This is a genomic window from Arthrobacter alpinus, from assembly GCF_900105965.1.
In the GTDB taxonomy this organism is placed as follows: Bacteria; Actinomycetota; Actinomycetes; order Actinomycetales; family Micrococcaceae; genus Specibacter; species Specibacter alpinus.
In genome coordinates, this window is the sequence record NZ_FNTV01000001.1 from 2,972,802 (window position 1) to 2,997,421 (window position 24,620).

The 24,620-nt window shown below is 61.5% G+C and carries 20 protein-coding genes; 9 read left to right on the forward strand and 11 right to left on the reverse strand.

Annotation, left to right across the window (positions count from 1 at the left end):
- The first annotated feature begins 5 nt into the window (after positions 1-5).
- The 5 genes from BLV41_RS13610 to BLV41_RS13635 all read left to right on the forward strand — a co-directional run bounded on the left by BLV41_RS13610 (position 6) and on the right by BLV41_RS13635 (position 7,064).
- Entirely contained in the window at positions 6-1,184 is a 1,179-nt protein-coding gene (locus BLV41_RS13610; protein ID WP_083360776.1) for an alpha/beta hydrolase, read from the forward strand.
- Positions 1,185-1,405: 221 nt separating this feature from the next.
- Positions 1,406-2,032, forward strand: coding sequence for a hypothetical protein (locus tag BLV41_RS13615; protein WP_139244330.1), 627 nt, complete (start codon positions 1,406-1,408; stop codon positions 2,030-2,032).
- 26 nt (positions 2,033-2,058) lie between these two features.
- Entirely contained in the window at positions 2,059-4,611 is a 2,553-nt protein-coding gene (locus tag BLV41_RS13625) for a signal peptidase I (protein WP_083360777.1), read from the forward strand.
- Between the two features lie 169 nt (positions 4,612-4,780).
- Positions 4,781-5,719, forward strand: coding sequence for an NADP-dependent oxidoreductase (locus BLV41_RS13630; protein WP_074712111.1), 939 nt, complete (start codon positions 4,781-4,783; stop codon positions 5,717-5,719).
- A 151-nt stretch (positions 5,720-5,870) separates the two neighbouring features.
- A complete protein-coding gene (locus tag BLV41_RS13635) occupies positions 5,871-7,064 on the forward strand; it encodes a hypothetical protein (protein ID WP_074712113.1) in 1,194 nt (397 codons plus the stop codon).
- A gap of 61 nt (positions 7,065-7,125) precedes the next feature.
- On the opposite strand, the gene BLV41_RS13640 is transcribed toward BLV41_RS13635, so the two are convergent.
- The 4 genes from BLV41_RS13640 to BLV41_RS13655 all read right to left on the reverse strand — a co-directional run bounded on the left by BLV41_RS13640 (position 7,126) and on the right by BLV41_RS13655 (position 12,333).
- Positions 7,126-9,018, reverse strand: coding sequence for an FAD-binding monooxygenase (locus BLV41_RS13640; RefSeq protein WP_074712114.1), 1,893 nt, complete (start codon positions 9,016-9,018; stop codon positions 7,126-7,128).
- Between the two features lie 147 nt (positions 9,019-9,165).
- Positions 9,166-9,684 carry a GIY-YIG nuclease family protein gene (locus tag BLV41_RS13645; RefSeq protein WP_074712115.1) on the reverse strand — a complete coding sequence of 173 codons (519 nt, stop codon included), beginning with the start codon at positions 9,682-9,684 and terminating at the stop codon, positions 9,166-9,168.
- Positions 9,685-9,793: 109 nt separating this feature from the next.
- Positions 9,794-10,633, reverse strand: coding sequence for a DMP19 family protein (locus BLV41_RS13650; protein ID WP_074712117.1), 840 nt, complete (start codon positions 10,631-10,633; stop codon positions 9,794-9,796).
- A gap of 203 nt (positions 10,634-10,836) precedes the next feature.
- Positions 10,837-12,333, reverse strand: a complete 1,497-nt coding sequence (locus tag BLV41_RS13655; protein WP_074712119.1) for a helix-turn-helix transcriptional regulator — start codon at positions 12,331-12,333, stop codon at positions 10,837-10,839.
- Between the two features lie 148 nt (positions 12,334-12,481).
- On the opposite strand from BLV41_RS13655, the gene aceA reads away from it, so the two are divergent.
- The 4 genes from aceA to BLV41_RS13675 all read left to right on the forward strand — a co-directional run bounded on the left by aceA (position 12,482) and on the right by BLV41_RS13675 (position 17,768).
- A complete protein-coding gene (aceA, locus tag BLV41_RS13660; protein WP_074712120.1) occupies positions 12,482-13,804 on the forward strand; it encodes an isocitrate lyase in 1,323 nt (440 codons plus the stop codon).
- 106 nt (positions 13,805-13,910) lie between these two features.
- A complete protein-coding gene (gene aceB / locus BLV41_RS13665; RefSeq protein WP_074712122.1) occupies positions 13,911-15,557 on the forward strand; it encodes a malate synthase A in 1,647 nt (548 codons plus the stop codon).
- A gap of 263 nt (positions 15,558-15,820) precedes the next feature.
- Positions 15,821-16,525 carry a DsbA family oxidoreductase gene (locus BLV41_RS13670; protein ID WP_074712123.1) on the forward strand — a complete coding sequence of 235 codons (705 nt, stop codon included), beginning with the start codon at positions 15,821-15,823 and terminating at the stop codon, positions 16,523-16,525.
- A 148-nt stretch (positions 16,526-16,673) separates the two neighbouring features.
- Entirely contained in the window at positions 16,674-17,768 is a 1,095-nt protein-coding gene (locus BLV41_RS13675; RefSeq protein ID WP_244516906.1) for a S1C family serine protease, read from the forward strand.
- 25 nt (positions 17,769-17,793) lie between these two features.
- On the opposite strand, the gene BLV41_RS13680 is transcribed toward BLV41_RS13675, so the two are convergent.
- The 7 genes from BLV41_RS13680 to BLV41_RS13705 all read right to left on the reverse strand — a co-directional run bounded on the left by BLV41_RS13680 (position 17,794) and on the right by BLV41_RS13705 (position 24,352).
- Positions 17,794-18,678: a TolB family protein gene (locus BLV41_RS13680; protein ID WP_074712126.1), complete on the reverse strand. Its 885-nt coding sequence runs from the start codon at positions 18,676-18,678 to the stop codon at positions 17,794-17,796.
- A 74-nt stretch (positions 18,679-18,752) separates the two neighbouring features.
- Positions 18,753-19,496: a ThuA domain-containing protein gene (locus tag BLV41_RS13685; RefSeq protein WP_074712128.1), complete on the reverse strand. Its 744-nt coding sequence runs from the start codon at positions 19,494-19,496 to the stop codon at positions 18,753-18,755.
- 2 nt (positions 19,497-19,498) lie between these two features.
- Positions 19,499-20,602: a Gfo/Idh/MocA family protein gene (locus tag BLV41_RS13690; RefSeq protein WP_044573425.1), complete on the reverse strand. Its 1,104-nt coding sequence runs from the start codon at positions 20,600-20,602 to the stop codon at positions 19,499-19,501.
- Positions 20,603-20,952: 350 nt separating this feature from the next.
- Entirely contained in the window at positions 20,953-21,792 is an 840-nt protein-coding gene (locus tag BLV41_RS13695; RefSeq protein ID WP_044573427.1) for a carbohydrate ABC transporter permease, read from the reverse strand.
- Positions 21,785-22,216, reverse strand: coding sequence for a carbohydrate ABC transporter permease (locus BLV41_RS22560; protein ID WP_244516908.1), 432 nt, complete (start codon positions 22,214-22,216; stop codon positions 21,785-21,787). Before BLV41_RS22560 ends, BLV41_RS13695 begins: the two co-directional genes overlap by 8 nt.
- On the reverse strand, positions 22,213-22,758 hold the full coding sequence (locus tag BLV41_RS22565) for a carbohydrate ABC transporter permease (RefSeq protein WP_244516909.1): 546 nt from the start codon (positions 22,756-22,758) through the stop codon (positions 22,213-22,215). The genes BLV41_RS22560 and BLV41_RS22565 overlap by 4 nt, the downstream gene beginning before the upstream one ends.
- Before the next feature lie 295 nt (positions 22,759-23,053).
- Positions 23,054-24,352 (reverse strand): ABC transporter substrate-binding protein, encoded by a 1,299-nt coding sequence (locus BLV41_RS13705; protein ID WP_074712130.1) that lies wholly within the window; start codon positions 24,350-24,352, stop codon positions 23,054-23,056.
- Between the last annotated feature and the right edge of the window lie 268 nt (positions 24,353-24,620).

Here is a 24,620-nt window from a genome sequence, read left to right on the forward strand (position 1 = left end):
GAGGCATGACCACTTGGGAGCAGGACGTCCTAGGGCCCGATTTTGAAAAGCTCACCCTTGAGCTGTCCTCCGGGTCCCCCGCAACGCTTGTCCGCTACGTTGGCAACGTGCCGCAATGGGCGCCGTCGTCCTTGAGCGGGGCGGATGTCCTGTACGTCCACGGCTGGTCGGACTACTTCTTCCAGCACGAACTCGCGGAGTTTTGGCACCGCGCCGGCGCCAACTTCTATGCGCTGGATTTGCACAATTACGGTCGCAGCCTGCGCCCGGGCCAGATCCCGGGCCAGGTTTCCTCCCTCACCGAGTACGACGCCGACATCGCGGCCGCACTCGTTGCCATGGGACGCAGCAAGGTCCCCGAGCAGATCATGCCGTTTTCGGAACCGGAAGAGGCCACGGATCCGCGTTCCTTTGAAATAGCGTTTTTGGAGGAGGCTCGGCACCGCCTCAGCGCCGCTTTTGACGCATTGGCGGGACGGGAACGTCCAGAGAGCCACCCGGAGCGCCCACACGAACGGCCCTTGATTTTGCTGGGCCATTCCACCGGCGGGCTCACCCTAAGCCTGTGGGCCGCGCGTCACCCGGGTGCGGCAGCCGCCGTGGTTCTTAACAGCCCCTGGCTGGAGTTTCAGGCCAGCGAGGTGGGCCGGGCCATGGTTGCCCCGCTCATCCAGGCGCGGACGCGGTTCAAGCCGTTGGCGCCGCTGCCGCCCCTCGATCCCGGCTTTTACACGCGGGCCGTGTCCAAGAAGTACGACGGCGAGTGGGAGTACGAATCGCAGTGGCGCCCCGACCGAGGCTTCCCCGTGACGCCTTCGTTCCTTAACGCGGTGTTCCAGGGACAGGCGCAGGTGGCCCGCGGCTTGGGGGTGCAGGTGCCGGTGCTCGTCATGCTTTCGGACAAGAGCTACCTGCAGCCCAAATGGTCCTCCACAGCGTTGGCCGCCGACGTTGTGCTCAATGTGGACGCGGTGGCCAAGCGCGCCTTGGACTTGGGCACCCACATAACCCTGCACAAGATTCCGGGAGCCTTCCACGACGTATTCCTCTCACCGGCCCAGACACGGGTGCAGGCTTACGCCGGGATGGGCCGGTGGGTGGAAGCCGTCCTTGACACAGCCGCCCAACGCCGCTGGACGGAACGCGTGGTGCAGGCGGAGCAGTCTCAGCCCACGCGCGGATGAGTCGCCATTGCCCCCTGATGTGACACTGCAAAGCTGTCCGAATGGCTAGAAATCGGTGAAGTACTAGGCCCCGCTAGGCATGGCCGTTAGTGTCAATAACAGCTGGACAATCCCTTCCGCTGGGATTGTCGGCGCTTGGGGGCTTGCGGATTCCTGGGAGGGTCTGTGACACAACCGAGCAAGGATACTAACTCCATCGGTTCAAAGACAAGGTCTCAGTCATGAAAACCCCCTCTTCGCTAACACGCAAAATCGCCATGTTCGCCGCCGCACCGGTGGCCGTCATGATCGCTGGCGGCATGGTCTGGCAAGGCTCACAGGCCGCCTTTACCGCCTCCACCCGCAACTCCGGCAGCTCCTGGTCCACCGGCAATGTGACCCTCTCCGACGATGACCTGGGTGCTGCCGCGTTCACGGTGGAAAACATCGTCCCGGGCCAAACCGGCCAAAAGTGCATCGTGGTGACGTCACAGTCCAACGTCCCCGGCGTAGTCAAGCCCTACACACAGAATCTCATCTCGGCCAAGGGCCTGGAAAACCGCATCTTCTTCGATCTGGAACAGGGCACAGGCGGATCCTTCAACGATTGCACCGGATTCACCCCCACCTCCAATAACGTCCCAGAGATGACAATCGCCGCGCTGTCCACCACTACGCAGAACTTCGCCACCGGCGGATCCCCCTGGGCGACGGCGGGTACCCCTGGCGAAACCCGAAGCTACCGCGGTACCTGGCGCTTCGACACCACGGGCATGAGCCAGGAAGAGATCAACGCCCTGCAGGGCGCCCGCGTAGGCCTCGATCTGGTCTGGGAACTCCAGTCCAACGCTTCCCCGACAACGCCGTAGCCGGGAGGCAACGGCAGCGTTAATCTGTGAACCGGGAGGAACCCGGGTCCGCCCGGAATTCCTCCCGGCTGGGCCCGCTATTGTCAGCTGACGGTTGGGTGCTCTTTCTGGCATCCCTTCTTTCGCGGCTTTATCTGGGCGTGCTTTTGTGTCTGGCCCTTGTCGCCGTGCTGCCTGCCCTTCTAGGCTGGCACGGCACGGTGGTCCAGAGCGGATCCATGGAGCCGCTTATCAGCCCCGGCGATGTGGTGCTCGCAGCAAGCTTCGATTCCTCACATAAGGTCCCGGTGGGCGGGGTCGTGGAATTCACCAGCCCCGCCGAAGCCGAACCCAGCGGTGTCGAGAAGACCCGTCTGCACCGGATCGTTGCCGAAAACTCAGACGGCACTTTCGTCACGGCCGGCGACGCCAACGCCGAGCCAGACAGCAGCCCCCTCAAACGGGAACAGATCACCGGCCAGGCCCGGCTCCTTGTTCCGCTTGTGGGGCTACCCGGCCTTTGGCTGGGGCTAGGAAACTTTCCCGCCCTTGCCTGGTGGAGCGTCCTGACCCTGCTCGCCGTGGTCCTGGCCGTTTTCGGTTTGCGGCCGCCCAACGATGGTGAGGAGACAGGCGAATCGCCGGACTCTGCGGGTGACACTCCAGACGACTCACCAGATGGTGGCGCCGAGGAACCAGATTCAGAAGGTTCCGAGATTTCTGAATTGGCGGGTTCCGGAGCAGCCGAAGGCCCCACAGCCCCGCCACCCCCGCGTGCCCGTGCCCGACACCTGAAGGCAAGCACCGCCGTCGGCCTTGTTGCCGCCCTGACGGTCCTGGTGGTCGCCTCCTCCACAACGTTCTCCTCGGCTGCGTTCACAGCAACCACCGCCAACACGGGCAGCACCTTCGCCACGGCGGCTGACTGGACGCCTCCTTCGGTCACCCTGGCCAACCCCGGCACGACGATCCGGGCAAGCGTTGCACTGACAGCTGTTGCCAGCGACGCCGAGGCAGGCGTCCGCAACGTCACCATCCAATACCTGCCATCCGGCGGCACATGGACCACACTGTGCACCCGGGTGGTCGAACCCTATTCGTGCACGTGGAACACCCAGACCGTGCCGGACGGGGTCTACAGCCTCCGGGCCATTGCCACGGACAACTCGGGTCTCTCCACCACATCAGCCACCATCCAAACCACGGTGACCAACGCTTTCGCGGTGCTCTTCAACAGTCCCGGAGATACTGTCCGCGGCAACGTGAATCTCGGCGTTACCCTAAACAGTCCGGGCAATGCCATCTACACCGTCCGTGTGGAATATTCCGTGGCGGGCGCCAACAAGTGGAACACACTGTGCCTAAACCTGTTGTCCCCCTATCAATGCACCTGGGCCACGAGCCTCTTCGCCAATGACTTCTATGACCTTCGCGCCGTTGCCGTCTCGGGTTCCACCTCCACGTATTCGGATACCGTTGCCGATGTGCAGGTAGACAACCTGGCGCCCACAGTGACAATGAGCGATCCCGGCTCGCCGTTGCGCGGCGTCAGCACTTTCACCGCCGTGGCCGCGGACGCGGACTCGGGAGTCAATAACGTTCAGATTCAGTATCTCCGCACGGGCACAAGTACCTGGGCCACGCTTTGCACTGTGACGGAAGCGCCATACTCATGCCGGTTCGACACCACTGCGCTTGCCACCGCCTCCTACAATTTCAGGGCCATCGCAACAGACGAGGCCGGTAACAGCACAACGTCGGCGCAGGTCACCAACAAGTTGGTGGACAACACCGTGTCCTCGGTGTCCATGGAGGATCCAGGCGCGTACCTCTCGGGTAACGCAACACTCACGGCGGCGGCGAACTCGACCGCGGGCGTGACCAATGTGCGGATCCAGTCATCACCGGCCAGTACCAACACCTGGACCACGCGTTGCACCCTGGCCGCGACACCGTATGTGTGCGCTTGGGACACGCGGACCGTGGCCGACGGGCTGTACGATTTCCGCGCAGTCCTAACCGACGGTGCTGGCAAGGAAACAATCTCCACCGTGGTAACAGGACGGCGCGTGGACAATAGCCCGCTCCGTGCTGCTGATGTTCAGGCCGCTAACGGCACCGGAGCTCTCGGCAAGTTTGATGCCGGCGACACCCTGACCTTCACCTACAGCCAGCAGGTCAATTTGGCATCCGTCAGTCCGGGATGGGCCGGCGCCGCCCTGCCCGTGACGGTGCGGCTGCGTGATGGCAACGTCTCGGGGCTGGGTACCGGCAACAACGGGGACACTGTGGATGTCCAGCGCCCAGGCAGCTCAGTAAACCTTGGCTCGGTCAATACGAAGGGGAACTTCGCGAAGAACAAGAAGACCGTCTCCTTCAACGCCACGATGACGGCCACAACAGTGACCGTCGGCGGCCTGCCCAGAACCGTGGTGACAGTGACCCTGGCAGCACCCGCCAGTGGGGCTGGCAGCCTCCGCACGTCCACTACGTCACCGGCCATGGTGTGGACGCCAACCTCGTCCGTCTCCAGCACATCCGCAGTGCCGTGCTCCCTCGCCCCCATCACCGAATCGGGCACCCTCGACCGCGACTTCTAAGCTTCGTGTCCGTGCACCGTCAAGGACGAATCCGGTGCCGCCCCAAAAGTGGCGCCAGAGTCCCAGTAGACGGCTCGCAGACAGACGAGGAATCTTCGGCGAGTCCGCGCCGTTGCACACCATGGACGCCCACAACGGCTCCTAAGCAGTAAGGAAAGGAACCAACACCATGAGTTCAACTATGAAGGCCATGACGTACGCACAATACGGTGGCACCGAGGTCCTGGAACAAACGCAGCGGCCAATACCCAAGGTCGCCCCCGGCGCCGTGCTGATTCGGGTTAAGGCTGCCGGCGTCAATCCCGTTGATTGGAAGATCATGTCTGGTGGACTGGACGGGCTCATGGATGTGAACTTCCCGGTTGTTCCAGGATGGGATGTTGCGGGTGTGGTGGAGGCTGTGGGCTTTGACACCCCCGATTTCGCGGTGGGAGACGCGGTCTACTCCTACGGCCGCCGCGACACCATCCAGGGCGGCACCTTCGCCGAACTCGTGGCTCTCCCGGCCGCCATCGTGGCCCATAAACCCGCATCGCTGAGCTGGGAACAAGCAGCCGCACTCCCGCTTACGGGCATGACCGCCCAACGCACACTCGATGCCCTGGCCGTTATGACAGGTGAAACACTGCTGATCCACAACGGTTCCGGAAGCGTGGGCCGCTCAGCCATTCAAATTGCCGTCAACGGCGGTGTACAGGTCATCGCCACGGGATCCGCTAAGAATCACGCTCGCCTGCGCGAATTGGGTGCCGAGCCCGTGGCATACGGCCCGGGCCTGGTGGAACGCGTCCGCGCGATTGCACCCGAAGGCGTCGACGCCGTTGCCGACTTCGCCGGTGACGTTGTTCAGGACACCCTCGCGTTGCTCAAAACTGATGGCCGGCATGCCTCCATCGCCGATTGGACCGTGTTTTCTCACGGCGGGCAGTACATCTGGGTCCGCCCTGGAACCGGGGAACTTGAACGGCTGAGCGCCCTGGTCGAAGACGGCACACTCAGCGTCGATGTTGCCCAAACATTCCCGTTGCAGGAAGTGGCACAGGCCTTCGAGGCAAGCATGTCTGGCCACGGCACTGGCAAGATCGTCCTGACCGAATTCACCAACTAGCAAGACCACTTCAGCGATTCCTCAGCCAAGCCGCGCCTGAAGTACGACGGCGAAACCCGCCTTTCTGTGCGGGGCGAGCCGCCCGCCGTCGTACTTTGGGCAAGTGCCGCTACGGTTAAGGGGTCCTACCCCGCTGACCGCAAGGAACCCTGTGGCCCAGAAGAACAAGAAGTCCCGTTTCGGCAACCCGGCCAAAGCCGCCGCCGACGCAGCCGCCCGCGGAAAGACAGCGGCGCCCACTGCGGATATGCGGTTGGAGCGGGCCATGGAATCGTTGTCGCCGGGATTTGTGGCGTGGCTGGAATCGCAGAGCCGGCCGGACAAGTCGATCGACATGAGTCTGATGATCCTGGACGATTTCTTTGACATGTACCGCATCATTGAGCCGCAGACCGATCCCACAGCGCTTGTTCCTGCCGCGGTCCAGGAGGTCATGGAAGTCACCGCTCACGCCAATCCTCTCGGTGTGCTTTCCTTGCGTGGCGGTGTCAGGGATTATGTGAACTATTTGGCTCATGCCAAACTCTGGACGGGCACGGCAGAAGATCTTCCCGCAGTTCAGGCGGAGCTGACCCGGACCGACGGTGCCAATGAGGCCGGCGGTTATGAAGATGGCGTGGTGGACGTGGACAATTACGAATTCGCCGATGTCTACATCCCGGAACTCACGCAGCAGGAAACCCTCGACACGGTGTTGAACACTCCGCTGTGGAAGAACGCGATGGCGCTGCTGGATTGGATCGCGGACGGCAAGGACGTCACCGAGCACAACACACTGGTGGACCATGAGGGCGGCGCGGCTGCTCTAAGCCACAGTGGTTTGGGCCTCATGAGCGCCGCCACCGCCTTCACCACGCCGGAGGAGTACCGCGCCGCCCGGCTTTCCCTCTACTGGGACATGCTGGATGTTGCCGGCCTGATCACCATCAAGGATTCGCTGGCCTACGTTACAAAGCCAGCCGTAGATTCTTCCGGCGATGAGGAGGACGTCATTGAGACGATGAGGGAACTCATTGGCCTCTTCATCTTCACGGTCACCCTGGCCGGCACAGAAGAGCTGGACGTCGAATACTGGCAGCTGGAAATGACCGATTGGTTGGTCCAGTGCTCCTCGGAATACCCTCCGGAAGCTGAGCCCCTAATCCAGGCTCTGGTGGATCCTGACACAGTGCATCCGGACATTCTTGCCGCTGCCCAAAACATTGCCCAATGGGCTGACGAAGGCTTGGTCACCGTGGGCGAATTCATTGAAGTGCCGCCGGCTTTCCGTGCGGACGTCTTCGACATGCTCAGCGACGACCTGCCGATCAATGCGGTTGGCCCGGGCGCCACGCAACTGCCGTAAATGTGATGCGGGGTTCTCGAAAACCCGAGGTCAAGTGATGCGGCGTTGAGTAAACCGGGAACTACCGCAGCGGCTGCATGGTCCGGGCGAAGAAATCCGCCAGCTCCGTGGTCGCCTGAAGCGGCAGGACGTTGGCCACATACTGGTCAGGGCGGACCACCACCACGGCGCCGTCCCGGCTGATCCCCCGGGCTTGGAAAATGTCATGGTCGGGATCCGCAGCATAGACCAGCTCGTAGTCGATCAGCCCGAACGGTCCGGTGCGCGGCATGAACGTGACCGGCACACGGCGCAGATCCACACCCTCAAAATCCTGTTGGGCAATGAGCAACACATCAAAGACGGCGTCAATGTCGCCGTCCGCCGGCGTGTACTTCAGCAACGGCGAATCATCCGATGTGGACAGCCAGCGGGCCCACTCCAACAGCGCCGACGGCTCCCCCACAGCGGGCGAATCGGCAAAGGCGTAGAGCCGCCAACGTCCGTCCGCCCGGTGATGGTGGCCTAGTTGCACGGGGTTCACATCGGCCACGCGAACCACGGGAGCCGACTTGAACCGCTTGCCCACAGGGAATCCGGTGGCCAGCTCCTGATGCGTAGCTTCGGCCACGATCATGGACGGCTGGTACTGGGTCATGAATCCGGCCGGAAACTCGAAGGTCCGCACATAGAAGTCCTCAAGCTCGGTGGAATCCCCTCCGTCCTCGGGCCGCTTGGCCATCAACGAAGACCACTGAAGATCAAAGTCAATGAGGTTCTTGGCAATGACCTTCCGCTCCGCCGAATACGTGGCAAGCAGGCTGGCCGGGCTGCGTCCCTCCAAAACATGCGCGATCTTCCACGCCAGATTGAAGCCGTCCTGCATGGAGACGTTCATGCCCTGCCCCGCCTTGGCACTGTGCGTGTGGCAAGCATCGCCTGTGATGAAGACCCGCGGCAGGCGGTCATCGAGCTGATCCAGTGGAACGTCGTCGAACCTGTCCGTCAAGCGGTGCCCCACCTCGTAGACACTGTTCCAGGCAACGCTGCGCACATCCAGGGTGTACGGGTGCAGGATCCTGTTCGCCTTCGCAATGACCTGCTCGATCGTGGTGTCCCGGACGCTGCGGTCGCCGCCTGCCACCACCTCGCCAAGGTCAACATACATGCGGAACAAGGAGCCACCCTCGCGCGGAATCAGCAGGATGTTCCCGCCGTCCTCGGACTGGATGGCGCACTTGGAGCGGATGTCAGGAAAATCCGTGACGGCCAAAACGTCCATGACACCCCACGCGTGGTTTGCATGGACACTCGTGTGCCGGGCGCCGATCGATTCACGGACCGCGCTGTGCGCCCCATCCGCGCCCACCACATACTTGGCGTGGACAACCCGTTCGACGCCGGCCAACTCGCCCTGGGTGCCCACCAACGTCACAGCCACCGGATATTCGCCCTCGGCGGCAATCTCCAAGCTGCGGAACTCCCACCCGTAATCGGGCTTGATCCGTGCCGGTGAATACGCCATGACCTCGGCAAAGTAGTCCAAGACGCGGGCCTGGTTCACGATCAGGTGCGGAAATTCGCTGATGCCCGTGGTGTCATCGGGAGCCCGCGCAGCCCGCACAATCTTGCTGCGGTCCGCTGGGTCCGGTTTCCAAAAAACGGTGGCCGTGATCCGGTACGCCTCTGCAATGATGCGCTCGGCAAAGCCAAAGGCCTGGAAGGTCTCCACGCTGCGGGCCTGAATGCCGTCGGCCTGGCCAATCTCCAGACGTCCGCCGCGGCGTTCCACAATGCGGGTGTTGATGTTCGGGAATGCCGAAAGCTGAGCTGCGGCGATCATGCCAGCGGGCCCTGAACCCACGATCAGCACATCCATCAATTCTGGCAATTGCGCCGGCCTGTCAACTCCGGTTCCGGCCGCCGGTTTGATGCGCGGATCCCCTGAAACGTATCCGTGCTGATGGAACTGCACCCAGGTTCCTCCTCGTTGCGCAACCGGTTCTCTGTGATCATCATGTGCCACTTGGGCACCCCAATCAAGAGGCACGCCGCGCACCCAAGGCAAGGTTCCGGCGTCGGGCGTTATCCAAGGCCCGACGCCGGGACTTTTAGTCCGCGCTTAGCCCTTGTCGCGCAGGGCGTTACGTTGTGCAGCGGCGGTGACCGCCGAGACGTGCAGCTGCTCGGGTGAGCGGCCGTCACGGTTCAATGGCGGGCAGAGTTCTTCGCGCATGGCATCCTCGAGGCCGGAGACGGGTTCAAGCTCTGGCACCACGGCAAACGACATGCCAAGGTTCGCCACCATCCACGCGCTGAGCACCTCTTCGTCGACATCGGTCAACCGTGGATGCGCTGATTTTCCGTGCCACTGCGCCTGCAGCCCCAAGATGGCTGCCAGGGAACGGCGGAGGGTGGACTTGGAAGTTTGCACCGCGTGGTGCTTGGCGCGGCTGCGCAGGTTCGTCGCCTTGCCAACGTACAACAAGTCACCACGCTTCAGCGGCGTCAATTCTGCGGGCCAGTTCGCGTCCTTGGGCAGGGCGCCCGTCAAGAATATTTTGTACATGCCGGGGGCAAAAGGCATCGCCTGCCACGATTTTTTGGCAGGGGCCGTGCCTGTCCATTTGAGATTTTCCATGGCTTTGAGCCTACGGCAAAGCAGGGTTCCTACTTTCCCCAGGTTCCAGAAATTCCAAGGGTGGGACACCTTGCGGCGCCCCACCCTTGTGCCTGGCAGGAAGATCCAGCTAAGCGTCGGCGAGTTCGTCGTCCAGCTCAAATTCAACTGTGGCAATGACTTCCTGCGCCCGCGGATCGATCATGACGGCCTCGATGTCATCGTCGATCATGATGAATTCGCCCTTGTCAGTGGTGAAATGCCACGCCAAAACCTTCGCACCGTTGTGCTCATAGTTGGGATCACCCATGGTGATCTTGACGAACTCGTGGCCGGCAACTGAGCAAAGCTCGCGGATGACCTGCTCAAATTCGGGGGCATCCTCCAATTCTGCCTCGGCCCGGCGCGCCTCGAGATCGGTGACAGTTGCCACACGAGTGGCGATGTGTGCGGCCAACTCTTCGGCGTCCAAAATCAGCAGCCCCTCTTGCCCGCGCAGCCACTGGGCGTTGAGCCCGGTGACGTCCTCGGATTCGAACAGCTCCTCAAATTCGTTGTCCAATTCCTCCATGGCGATGACTCCCGCTGAGCGCTCGGACTCCTCGTCGGATTCGTCCTCAAGGTAGGCCTCGGCGTCCTTCTCGGAGAGGAGATCGTAGAGCCCGGCCGTACGGTTGAACAGTTCCAGATGCGCCTTTGCCCCCATCGCCTCAAAGCCTTCCCGAATGTAGGCATCGAGCTCCTCGCGATCGGGCGTCATGAAAACGTACTGGGCGAATCCGCCGTCAAGCGCTTGGGTGAGGTAAAAGTCCACGAAGTAGCTGCGCAACGCGTTGGGTGCAATTTCATCTGCGTTCAGGAGGGCCAGGTACATCTCATTCACCACGGAAACATTGTCTCCAACAACATCTTCGTTATCGGCAGCTGCGCCGTCGGTGGTCAATACGACTGGGAATTGGTTCGTGGTCATGAAAGTTCCTCACTCTTGGGAGCCTTGGTGCTCTTGACACCTTCACGCTATGTTGCCCCGCCGGACCGCAGACCCATTGTGAGGTGAACTTGGGGCGAAGATCTAGGAAACGTTGCCCCGGCACCGATCCCACCTGCCGACCCGTCACGTAGTGCTGCTTTGAACATTCAAAGCAGCACTATGTGACGGGTCACCGGGATGCTCTACCGCCCTTCGTGGGCCGCCAGGAACTTGTACACCTCTGTCTCATCAACTCCGGGGAATGCGCCCTGCGGCATGGCGGCCAGCAGGTGCGAATTGGCGCGCGTGGACGGCCAGGCGTTGCCTGCCCACTCCGCAGACAGTTCGGCAGGTGGCCGGCGGCAACAGTCGGGGTCCGGGCACTTGGACTGCGAACGCTCGGTTGTCTCACGCCCGCGGAACCACTTCACATGGGCATAGGGAACGCCGATGCTCAGTGAATACTCACCCGAGGAATGCCGCTCCGTCCTTGCCGTGCACCAGTAGGTTCCGACGGCGGTGTCCGTGTATTGGTTGAACGCCCTGAACTTGTCCGGCACATCAAACACCGCGCGTGAGGTCCAAAACCGGCATACGGACTGCCCCTCGATCGCGCCGGTGTGATCGGCCGGGAAGTTCACGCCGTCGTTCTCATAGGCCTTGTGAATGATCCCCGATTCATGCACCTTCTGGAAATGCGTGGTGATCCCCAAGTGTTCCGTGGCCAGATTGGTGAATCTATGCGCCGCAGTCTCATAGGAAACGGAGAACGCGTCGCGAATGTCCTCGATGGCCAGTTCCTTGGCAGCCTTGGCCTCCTTGAGAAAGTCCACTGTGGCCCGTTCCGGCATCAGCAGCGACGCCGCAAAGTAGTTGGTGTACACGCGCTGGCGTAGAAAGTCTGCGTAGTCCGTGGGTGTCTGGTGACCCAAAACGTAGTGGCCCAGCGCCTGCAACAGCACCGAACGGGGGTCATGGTCGGAGCGTTGGCCCTGCGTGAGATAAATTCGGCGATTCTTCAAATCCGTCACCGAACGGGTTGAGTGCGGCAGATCCCCCACATAGTGAAGGTCGAATCCGAGGTGCTCGGCGACGTCGGCCGCCACGTGGTGGGACAGCGGTCCGCGGTCATGGCCCACCTTGGCCAACAGCTCCTGGGCCTGGCGTTCAATTTCCGGGTAATAGTTGTTGCGCTCACGCATTTCCATGCGCAGTTCAGTGTTGGCCCGGCGCGCCTCCTCCGGGGTTGCAGACTGCTCATCCAACCGCCGCTCCAGCTCGTGCTGCAGACCCACCAACGACTCGAGCACTTCCGTGGAAAGCCGTGAGCTGACGCGGACGGTGGGCAATCCGAGCGACTGGTACAGCGGTCCGCGCTGCGCCCTCTCCAGCTCGATTTCCAGCGCCGCCCGCCGGCTGGGAGGCTCGGCCCCCAAGAGCTGTTCAAGCCCGACGCCGAGTGCCCCGGCAAGTGCCTGCAGCAGCCCCAGCTTGGGCTCCCTTTTCCCGTTTTCGATCAGCGAAAGTTGCGACGGCGCGGCGCCCACCTGGACGCCCAGATCATCCAAGGTCATGCCCAAGTTCTTGCGCAGGTGCCGCACCCTCCTGCCCAAGGAGATGATGTCCAGTTCCGGTTTTGCGCCGGCTCCCTTGCCACGCGGCGTCAACGGCACTCCTGTGTTCCAGCCCACATTCGTCATTTCTTGAGAATACGCGAAGAACTGCCATTCTTTCCAGCGATTACCCCTAGTAAGCCCTTGAAAAGCGCTGAATAGTAGAAATCACGAAGAAGAACGCAAGGTTTCAGCTTCAATCGCTGAAATCCCCATCGCACAAGGAGCAAGCAACATGAGCGCAGCATTTGAACCCGCAATGACGCCGGAGCAGAGCAACGCCCAGGCAGCCGCAGCCCTCGAACTCGAGTGGGCTGCCAACCCCCGCTGGGCCGGGATCGAACGCACCTACTCCGCAGATGACGTGGTCAGGCTCCGTGGCCGCGTCACCGAAGAACAAACTTTGGCCCGCCGCGGCGCCGAAAAACTCTGGGACCAGCTGCGCAATGCCGGCCCGGAAGACTACACGAACGCCCTCGGCGCACTGACCGGAAACCAGGCAGTTCAGCAGGTCAAGGCCGGACTGAAAGCCATCTACCTTTCCGGTTGGCAGGTTGCCGCCGATGCCAACACCTCGGGCAACACCTACCCAGACCAGTCCCTGTACCCCGTCAACTCGGTCCCTACCGTTGTCCGGCGCATCAACAACGCCCTGCTCCGTGCTGACCAGATCGAGTTCTCCGAAGGAAAGCAGAGCGTTGAGGACTGGTTGGTGCCGATCGTGGCCGACGCCGAGGCCGGCTTTGGTGGCCCGCTGAACGCCTACGAACTCATGAAGTCCATGATCGCCGCCGGAGCGGCCGGTGTGCACTGGGAAGACCAGCTCGCCAGCGAGAAGAAGTGCGGACACTTGGGAGGGAAGGTCCTGATCCCCACGGCCCAGCATGTGCGCACGCTGAACGCAGCGCGCCTCGCTGCGGACGTCTCCGGCGTTCCCTCGGTCATCATTGCCCGCACAGACGCCGAGGCAGCCACCTTGATCACTTCCGACGTCGACGACCGCGACAAGCCGTTCATCACCGGCGAGCGCACTCCGGAAGGTTTCTACAACGTGCGCAACGGGATCGAACCGTGCATTGCCCGCGGCCTCGCCTACGCACCCCACGCCGATCTCCTCTGGATGGAAACTGGCACCCCGGACCTGGAGCACGCAAAGAAGTTTGCGGACGCCATCCACGCCCAGTACCCGGACCAGATGCTGGCCTACAACTGTTCACCGTCGTTCAACTGGAAAAAGCATTTGGACGACGCCACGATCGCCAAGTTCCAACGCGAACTCGGCGCCATGGGCTTCAAGTTCCAGTTCATCACCCTGGCTGGTTTCCACGCCCTGAACTACTCGATGTTTGACCTCGCCCACGGTTATGCCCGGGATGGGATGAGCGCCTACGTCGAACTGCAGGAGCGCGAATTTGGCGCAGAAGATCGCGGCTACACCGCAACCAAGCACCAGCGCGAAGTGGGCACAGGCTACTTCGATCTGGTCGCGAGCGCACTGAACCCAAACAGCGGCACCCTCGCATTGGCTGGTTCCACCGAAGCCCAGCAGTTCCACTAACGTCACTCTTTCCCATCTGCGTGGCAGTTGTTGGACCGATTTGGCCGAAAATGGCGCATTTTCGTCCAGCAACTGCCACACAGATTAGCCAGACTTGGAGACTCCCATGAACTCGACGAACAGCCTGAACGGAATCACGTTCAACGGCATCACCCTGACCGCTCCGCCCATCCACCGCCAGGAGGAAATCCTGACCCCCGAGGCCCTGGATTTCATCGCAGCATTGAATCGAACCACGACGGCGCGGCGTGCGGACTTGCTGGCAGCCCGCCAAACCCGCCGCAGCCAGATCCTCAGCGGCAGCGACCCCCGCTATTTGCGTGAAACCTCCGCCATCCGGGAAGACCCGCGCTGGCGTGTTGCTCCCCCGGCTCCGGGCTTGGAAGACCGCCGCGTGGAAATCACCGGCCCGGTTGACCGCAAGATGACCATCAACGCCCTCAACTCCGGTGCGAAGGTCTGGCTGGCGGACATGGAGGACTCCTCCACCCCCACTTGGGGCAATGTCATCCGCGGCCAGCTCAACCTGATCGATGCTTTGGAGCGCCGGATCGATTTCACCAGTCCCGAAGGCAAGGAGTACAAGCTGGCGCCCGCCGAGGAGCTGCCCACCATCGTGGTCCGTCCCCGCGGCTGGCACCTGCCGGAAAAGCACCTGCTGATCAACGGCAAGCCCATGGCAGGCGGCGTCGTGGATTTCGGCCTCTACTTCTTCCACAACGCCCGCCGGCTCATCGCCCAAGGCAAGGGCCCGTACTTCTACCTGCCGAAGATTGAAAACCACCAGGAGGCACGCCTCTGGAATGACATCTTCATCCAGGCACAGGACCTGCTCGGCATCCCACAGGGCACCATCCGTGCGACGGTTCTCATCGAGACCATCACGGCAGCCTTCGAGATGGAGGAAATCCTTTACGAACTGCGCGACCATGCATCAGGCTTGAATGCTGGCCGCTGGGATTATCTGTTCTCCGTCATCAAGAACTTCCGCACCCGTGGCCCACGGTTTGTCCTCCCTGACCGCAACCAGATCACCATGACGGCACCGTTCATGCGCGCCTACACCGAGCAGCTTGTCCGCGCCTGCCACACCCGGGGTGCCATGGCCATTGGCGGCATGGCAGCATTTGTGCCCAACCGCCGCGATCCGGAGGCCAATGCAAATGCCATGGCCAAGGTGCGCGCAGACAAGACGCGGGAGGCCAACGACGGTTTTGACGGTTCGTGGGTGGCCCACCCGGACCTGGTTCCCGTGGCCATGGAAGTCTTCGATGCAGTCTTGGGCTGGAACCCGAACCAGATCACCCGCACTCGCGAAGATGTGGAGCTCGATGACCGCGCCTTGCTAAACGTTGAAGCCACCCAGGGCAACATCACCGAACAAGGCATCCGCGACAACATCTGGGTAGGAGTCCAGTACATCGAGTCCTGGCTGCGTGGCCACGGGGCCGTGGCCCTGAACAACCTCATGGAGGACGCCGCCACCGCGGAAATCTCCCGCTCCCAGATCTGGCAGTGGATCCACAGCCAGGCCATCACGGATCGGGGCGAACTCATCACCTACGACTGGGTCAAGGAGATGTTGGAGGAGGAATTCGCCAAGCTCCCCCGCTTCGAAGACGACCGCTTCCAAGACGCCTTGGAAATCTTCACGGACGTTGCCATGGGCGAGGAATTCCCGGCCTTCCTGACCACCTCCGCCTACGCCAACTACCTCCATGCAACACCGGAGCGTGAGCTGGCGACTGCATAAGTTTGCTTGCTTTCACCGGATGCGACGCCACTGCAAGCCCGAGATCCGGGTCCCGGTGAAAGCAAGCAGGACAACCCCGTCCCTCCCCACGGCGTGCCAACTTTCCACCACCCTCGCCGAGGGCGTGCCAAACGGGTGGGGGCCCATGAAATTTCATGGGCCCCCACCCGTTTGGCACGCCGCCAGCAATCCATGCAAGTAAGGTCAGTCACTGGAACCGGCCCCCGCGGAATAATCGCCGCACCCTCCCAGTTTCCGCCAGTATGAAGATTGAGATCTGGTCCGACGTGGCCTGCCCCTGGTGCTACATTGGCAAGCGCCGTTTTGAAACAGCCCTGAACGGCTTTGCACACAAGGATTCCGTGGAGGTGCAGTGGCGCAGCTACCAGCTGGACCCCACCATCCCCGAGCACTACGACGGCACCGAGCTGAGTTACCTGAGCGACCGCAAGGGCATGGACCCGGCGCAGGTCAAGGGCATGTTCGCCCACGTCACCGAGCAGGCTGCCGGTGAGGGCCTGAACTACAAGTTCGACGACGTTGTGGTGGCCAACAGCTTCAACGCCCACCAGCTGCTGCACCTGGCCAAGGCGAATGGAAAGGGCGACGCCGTCAAGGAAGCCCTGCTCTCGGCTCACTTTGAGCACGGCGTGGACATTGGCGCCCGCGAGGCACTGGTCAAGGTCGGCACCGAAGCCGGACTGTCCGCCGTCGACATCAACGAGGCACTGGACTCCGATACGTATGCCGATGACGTCCGCCACGACTTCGCCGAGGCCCGGGCGCTCGGCGTGACCGGCGTTCCATTCTTCGTGATCGACCGCAAGTACGGCCTGTCCGGCGCCCAGCCGGCCGAGCTGTTCTCACAGGCCCTCGAGCAGGCCTGGCAGGAAGCCAACCCGCTGACCATGGTCGGGGCCGGCGGAACCGATGCCGAGGCGTGCGGCCCGGACGGCTGCGCTGTCTAAAGCAGCACCTTTGTGGGCTGGCCGGTTCCCACCGGCTGGCCCGCTTTTTTGTTGAAGCACCGATCCGGGGGCCGGACACAGCGCTGCCGGCGTTGACGTAGGCTGGGATTTCTGGCAGTTCCCGCTGATGTCTCGATCGGAGCCCTCCTTGCATCAAACGCCCAGCATCCCCTGGTTCAGGCGCCTGCCGCTGTCCGCAGTCATCGCCAGCGCCGTTGCCGTGGCACTAGTGGCGGGGCTGGCCGGAGGCTGGATCACCTACCTGCTGACGCGTCCCGCGACCACAAGCGTTGCTGCCGGTGCAGGGGTGTGTGATTCCACAGCCGTTGCCAATCAGGTGCTGCCCGGGGTGGTCACCGTATCCGTCAGCAATGGTGACGCCAGCGGCGTGGGAAGTGGCGTCATTGTCCGCAAGGAAGGCTACATTATGACGAACAACCACGTCATTTCCGCAGCGGCAAACGGTGGCACCATTGAGGTGTTGTTCAGCGATGGCAATAGCTCCGAGGCGGAACTTGTGGGCCGTGATCCCAAGTCGGATCTTGCTGTCCTGAAGGTAAAGTCCGGCAAGACGCTGCCCACCGTTGAACTGGGCAGGTCTGCCAACGTTTTGGTGGGCCAGCCGGTGGTGGCGCTCGGCGCGCCCCTGGGCCTCTCCAGCACCGTTACCTCCGGCATTGTCAGCGCACTGGGCCGGAACGTGCCCGTTCCCAGCGACGACGACTCAGCAGCCGTACTGGTTGGCGCCATCCAAACTGACGCCTCCATCAACCCCGGAAATTCCGGCGGCGCACTGGTTGACTGCGCCGGGCAACTGATTGGCATCAACAGCGCCATCGCCACCATCCCCAACGAAGCCAATGTTTCCACCGGAAGCGTGGGCATTGGATTCTCCATCCCCGTTGACCTGGCAGCCCGGATCACGGAGCAACTCATCGACACAGGCAAAGTGGCTTACCCATTCTTCGGCGTGAGCGCCGTTCCGCTCCCGCCCGAGGCCGCGGCGCAGTTTGGCGTATCGGACGGCCTGTACCTGCAGTCTGTACTGCCCGGCGGCCCCGCAGACAAGGCCGGTTTGCAGCGCAGCGACGTTGTGACGCTCCTGGACGACCGCCCGGCCACCAGCATTGCCGTGCTGTCGGAAGTCACGCTCGGCAAGAAGGCCGGGGACATCATCAAGGTCACTTATGTACGCGACGGCAAGACGGCCACCACCAACCTCACCCTGGGAACAATTCCCTAAAGCCAGGCCCGGTCGAGTCGCCTGCCTAGTGGTCATCCATTGGGTAGGCGACTATCGCGATCCTGGTGCCCGTGGGATCCCAGCTGGGCACATTCATGGTGCCCTGGCCGCCGAACACTTCGGCCAGGGTCACCGTGGTGCCGTCCTTCTCCAGTATCCGGACCTGGACGTCAACATCCTCCGGGTGCCCCAGCGTGCCGGGCGGGAAACTGACGTAAGCAAGCCGGGTCCCGTCCGGTGACGGGTGTGGGAACCAGTTGACCCGCTCGTCGTGGGTGAGCTGTTCCGGGGTGCCGCCAGAGACCGACATCCGGAACAGTTGGGCGTGGCCAGGGACCGTGGAACCACGTTCGGAGTTGAAGTAGATCCACTGCCCGTCGGGCGAGAATTCGGCACCGTCGTCCGGGTGAGCGTCGTCGGTGAGCTGCACATCCGCCCCGCCTGCCACCGGTAGCACATACACGTTGGTGCGGACCTGCCCGTCGTTGAGCGCCAGTCCAATGTAGGCCAGCCACGAACCGTCCGGGGAAACGCCGTGCAGGTAGTGCTTGAAGTGGGGTCCGTTGTCATTCGTCACGCGGCGCGGCCCCGCACTCCCTGCCGCAAGACCCACGGCGTAGATATGCCCGTCCTCGCTGGAAACAAAGGCGGTCCGCCCGTCGGGGCCGATCACGTGGTCATTGTTGATCTCGGCGATGCCGCCCAAGAAAATCTCCTGGAGTTCCCCGGCGTCGACCCCCAGCTGGAACAACCCGCCGTCACCGTTGATCAGCAGCGACGAGCCGTCGGGGCTCCAGTTGGGCGCCTCGAAGAGCAGCGTGTCGCTGGAGTACCGCAGCGTTGGCTCTGCCGTCTCCACATCGATCACATAGAGTTCGGCTCGTTGCCCGTTTCGAAGCTGTCGTGCCATGGTGTCCGCCTTGGTTGGGCCCACACGCCCGAGGGACCCGACGCGAGCTAGCGAGCGTTGGGAGGGCGCGGGGACTAGTTAATGAATGATTCCCAGGCCGGATTGCTCACCACAGGGTGCGCCCGGTGCTGATTCGGCTGCGCCACCCAGCCAACCCCGTTGGCGAGGACGCGCTGAACCTGCGGATGGTGGTAAACAGGGTATTCCTGATCGCCCGGGCTGAAGTAGAAGATCCGTCCCTTGCCGCGTGAGAAGGTGACGCCGGAGCGGAACACCTCTCCCCCGGCAAAGGAGCTGATGAAGATCAGGTCATCGGGCTCGGGGATATCAAACAGTTCACCGTACATTTCCTGCTTCGGGATGACGATGGGGCTTTCAATGCCAGCCGCGATGGGGTGTGAGGGCTTGACCGTCCACACAAGTTCGCGTTCGCCCTCATTGCGCCATTTCAAAGAGCAGGTGGTGCCGAGCAGCTTGATGAAAATCTTGGAAAAGTGCGCCGAGTGCAGCGCCACGAGCCCCATCCCGCCAAGCACGTGGCGCTGCACGCGCTCCACCACCTCGTCGGCGACGTCGCCGTGGGCAATATGGCCCCACCAGAGGACGACGTCGGTCGCCGCCAAGGTTTCTTCGCTCTGGCCATGCTCGGGGTCGGCCAGGGTGGCCGTGGTGATGTTGGCGTCAGGGTAGTACTCGCGCAGCGCCTCGGCGATGGTGCCGTGCATGCCCGCAGGGTACATGTCCCCGATGGTGGCGGGTTCGTTGTTGAGCTCGTGGACGCCTTCGTTCCAGACCAGGATGTTGAGCTTTTCAGCCATGGTTAGAGCCTCACTTCACGCTGTTCAAGGGCGGATTTGTAGCACGCATCGATAATAAGTGCCCGGTTCAGGGCTACGGAACCGTCGTACTGGCCCCAGACCCCTGCGCCGCTGCGGACGGCCGCGACGAACTCGTCGATAACCGATTGGTGGTTGCCATCTTCAAGGGGCTCCGCCACATAGTCGGCGTTGACGTCTTCTTTGTCGGTGAAGACGCGCAAGCCGGAATCGGATATCTGGAGTGACTGCGCAGCGCGCAATTCAGCGCCGCCGTCGGTTCCGTAAACACGGAAGTCCATGAGATCGGCGGGATCGCGGTAGCTGGCCCAGCCGGCCTCCACCACCAAGGTGACGCCGCCTTCCAGACGGATGAATGCCGAGGCGAAGTCTTCCACCTCAAACTTGTTGTTTGCCGAAGCTGCGATGTAGGTGGCGTCGCCGCCGCGACCCTGGGCACCCAGTTCTGAGTAGGCAGAAGCTGAGACGGAGATGACCTTGGGCTCACCCAGCAGGTGCAGCGCATAGTCCAGGACATGCACCCCAATGTCAGCCAAGGGTCCGCCACCGGACAGCTCGGGGTTCGTAAACCAGCTGCCCAGCGTGGGGATTCCTCGGCGGCGAAGCCAGGAAGCCTTCGCGTAGTACGGGCGTCCCAGCTCGCCGTCGTCAATGATGCTCTTGAGTTTTTTGACGTCGCCACGTCGTCGATGATTGAAGACAACGTCCAAGACACGGCCGGCCTGGCGGGCAGCAGCAACCATGGCCGCGCCCTCTTCACCGTTGCGGGCCAGCGGCTTTTCGCTGAGGACATGCAGTCCGCGTTCCAGCGCGGCGATGGTGATGGGCGCATGCAGGAAGGTCGGAACGGCCACGCTGACTGCGTCCAAACCTTCCAGTTCCAGAAGATCTTCCCAGCGGGAAAACCCATGGGGGATGTTGTACTCGGTCTGGAGCTGGGCCAGGAGTTCGGATTCCATGCCCGCCACAGCAACAACTTCCACACCGGCCACATTGCTAAAGGCCTTTATGTGTTGCTGCCCGGCCCAACCAACACCCACTACACCAACCTTGAGAGGTACGGTTTTGCTCAAATTTGAATCACTCATCGAATGCCTCTTCTTGTTTCGTACCGGGAACGGAGCGCCAATCCGGGTTAACGAAACTTGGGGCACCGGATGTTCAAGGTTGTGTTGGTGGCCTGCCTAGGGACAAGCCACCTTACGAACAAGCATTAAATCTAGATGAGCTTATGACGACCGTCAATCAAAAGTGGCTCATGTTCAAAGATTACTTAAAATCAGAGGAAATTCGATGACGGCTTTACTTCGAGAAGATATGTCAGGGTACTTATGGCACTCATCTGGTAAAAGTCACCACTCCCTTTGCTGTGCTCTCGCCGCACCCTGGGTGCGGTGCCGGTGCAGTCCAAACTGCTTTGTCTCCGGCACCGCGGGCCTTACTTAACGGCTCCGGCCGTCAGACCAGCCACAAAGTTCTTCTGGAGAAGCAGGAAGCCGATCACGATGGGGATGCTGACAACCACCGAGGCGGCCATGATCTGGTTCCAGTAGACATTGGTCTGTGTTGAGTAGAGCTGAAGGCCCACCGCCAGGGTCCGGTTCGCGTCGGTAGTCATGACTGAGGCGAACAGGACTTCACCCCAACTGGTCATGAAACTGTAGATGGCGACGGCGACGAGTCCGGGCCGGGCCGCGGGCAGGATCACCTTGATCAGTGCGCGCATGGGACCGCAGCCATCCACCTTGGCGGCTTCATCCAGTTCGCGCGGGATGCCATCGAAGTAGCCTGCGAGCATCCAGATGGAGAACGGCAGCGAGAAGGTCAGGTACGTGATGATCAAACCGACCCGGGTACCTACCAGCTGAACACCGAAGTTGGTGTTGATGTTCACGAATATCAAGAACAACGGCAGCAGGAACAGCACGCCGGGCAACATTTGAGTGGACAAGACCGTGCCGGAGAAAAGCGCGCGGCCGCGGAAGGTGTAACGGGAGATGGCATAGGAGGCGAAGATCGCGATGATCAGGGAGAGCAGAGTTGCAACGGTGGAGACAATGACGGAGTTCAGGAAGTAGTCTGCCAGCGGAACTGTCTTCCACATGTCAATGTATGGCTGAATCGTCAGTGTTTCAGGCCACCAGGAGAACGAACCTTGTACGTCCTTCAGTGGCTTCAGTCCTGAGATCACCATGACGTAGATGGGGATGATGGTGAAGATGCTCAGCAGGGTAATGGTGACGATTCTAAAGACCTTGGCGCCGGTTGTTTCATGCATTGTCTTTCCTCCGGTTCATCAAGAGCAGGTAGATTCCGCTGGCGACCAGCAGGAAGAGCAGTAGCAGGACCGACATTGCGGCACCCGAACCGAAGTTCCAGGTCAGGAATGAAGCGTTGTAGATATGGAAGGAGATCAAGTCACCTGCCGGTGGCTGCGAGCCGCCGAACAAGACGAAGGGGGTGTTGAAGTCGTTGAAGGTCCACAGGAACATGACGAGGACAAGAACCATGTTGACCGGGCGCAGCATGGGCAAGGTGATGTGCCACCACTGGCGGAACGGCTTTGCACCGTCAACGGCCGATGCCTCGTACACATCGTTGGGGATGGACTGCAGACCAGCCATCAACATCAAGAACGCGAAGGGCCACAGGCGCCAAATGCCTACAACAACGACGGCGAGGAACGCGTTGTCGCCGATCAACCAGAACGGCTTGTCCCGGGCAGGCCCAGGTTGTCGAACAGCAGGTGGTTAAGCGCTCCGCTGTCCTTTTGCAACATGAACTTCCAGGCGATGACACCCGCGTACATGGGCAAGGCGTAGGGAATCAGGAACAAGGTGCGGAAGATGGCGCGTCCGCGGAAGGTCTTCTGCAAGGCGACGCCGGCGGCCATTCCGAGGCTCCAGGAGATGCCGACCACCAAGATGGTGAATGCGGCGGTGATGCCGAATGATTTCAGTAATCCGAGCCCAACGGCGGAATCGAAGTCGAGGGCAACCTGGTAGTTCTTCAACCCAACGAAGGGGGCGTTTCCCCAGTTGGAGATGAACATCTTGGTGAGTTTGAGGAAGCTCATCCAGATTCCCGTGACCATGGGAACTACGTGGATGAAGAGCTCAAATATGACGGCTGGTGCCAGCAGCGCATAGGGCAACCACCAGCCGGCGCGACGGGGCTTGCGGGCTTTCCTTCCGGTGGCCCCGGCTGCGTGGCCGGATTTCTTTACGGCGGTGGATGCAGACACTGCGAACACGCACCTTTCTGAGAATGTTTGAAAAATGAAGGGGGCGGAGGACTCACGCCAGGTGAAGAACTGAATAGACCAACGGCTGAAGAAGACAAGCTGAGTTGGTGTGTGAGGCTGAGAGAAACCGGCTGGGCCCGTGCTTGGGACGAACTGTCTGGGACCACGCCGGCGAGGGCCCCAAGTTACGGGTCGCTCAGCAAGCCAATCCTGGGTGGAACCGGTTGGGCCCACGGCTCCGAGGGCCCCAAGCTACGGGTCGCTCAGCGACCCGTAGCTTGGGAGGAGCCGGGGACTAGCTTGCTGCTTCGACCGCCTGCTGTGCGGTGGTCAGTGCTGCCTTGATGTCGTCCTTGGAGACGGTTCCGCCGGAGGCGATTGTGGCGAACATCTGGTTCATGGCCTTGCCTACGGTGCTCTCGAACTGGTCTTCAGCCGGTACCAGGGGCAGGGGCTTGGACTTGTTTTCGTAGATGTCGGCGAAGGTCTTGGCCAGTTCTGCATCTTCGGTGAAGCTGGGGGTGACCCCGGCGAGAACTGGGAGGGCTGCGAACGGTTTGTCGAGTTCGGCCTGCGTGGTCTCGCTAGTCATGAATTTCACGAATTCCAGTGCGCCGTCCTTGTTCTTCGTGTTCTTGAAGATGGACATGTTGATACCGGCAACCATGGTGGCTACGTCCTTGGCGCCTGACGGTGCGGGGAAGGCAACTACGCCAAATTCGTCGCTCTTCATGCCTTGGGAGTTGATGGAGCTGTTGGCGTTGCTCTGGCTCAGCACCATGCCAACCTTGCCGTTGGCAAAGTCGTTGACGGCCTGGGTTGCGTTGTCGTACTGGGCGTTGGCGGGGTCAACAACCTTGTCGGTTTGCATGAGGTCTAGGTAACGAGAGATGCCATCTACAACACCGTCTTCGGTGAACGTGGGCTTGCCTTCAGCATCGAAGAATTCTGCGTCGTTCTGGGCTGCGTTGATGAAAGCAAAGTGGGAGTTCTCGGTGTAGCTGCCGGCGGCCAAGGCGAAGCCGTGCTTGTCACCGGTTGTCAGCTTCTTGGCTGCTGCAACCATTTCTTCCCAGGTGGTGGGCGGGGTGAGACCGGCGTCCTTGAACATTGCCTTGTTGTAGTAAAGGCCGTAAGCCAAGCCGTACAGGGGTACGGAGGTGGGGTCTTCGCCGGGGACTCCACCGGTGTCCATGGCGGTTTTGACGAATTTGTCCTTGCCACCAATGGCGTCGAGGGCAGTTGAGTCGAAGGGCATGAACGCGCCGGTTGACTGCAGTGAGGCTGCCCAGGTATTGCCGATATTGAGGACGTCGGGTGCCTGACCCGAGGTGACAGCGGTCTGGATGCGGGTCTGGAGATCGTTCCAGCCGATGACTTCAAGGTTGACCTTGATGCCGGTCTCTTCCTCAAACTTCTTCAGCTGCGGTGTGAGAACTTCCTTGTCGTTGTCCAGGCTGGTGCCTTGGTTGCTGGCCCAGTAGGTCAGCGTCTTGCCGTCTGACTCGCTGGATGCGCTGTCGGCAGGTCCGCTACAACCGGTGAGGGCAAGTGCCGCGATGGCCGCTACCGCGGCAAAAGATCGAATTTTCACTTCAATGACTTCCTTGTCTGAGGGGATTAGCCCGGAAAAATCTTCAAATCTCAGGTGTGGCGCAGGCCATACCGAGGACGTGAATCCCAACCTAGACGAACTTATGACGAGCGTCAATCAAAAGTCGGGAAATTAATAAATTCTTATGGCTTCATGACCGCCTAATCGCGCACCGTAGCCCAGCAAAATGGCAGGCCCAGTGAATTGAATCGAGTAAGAATCCTTGGTTTCTAGGCTTTTTTGACGCTCCACCTACAACGAGATGCGT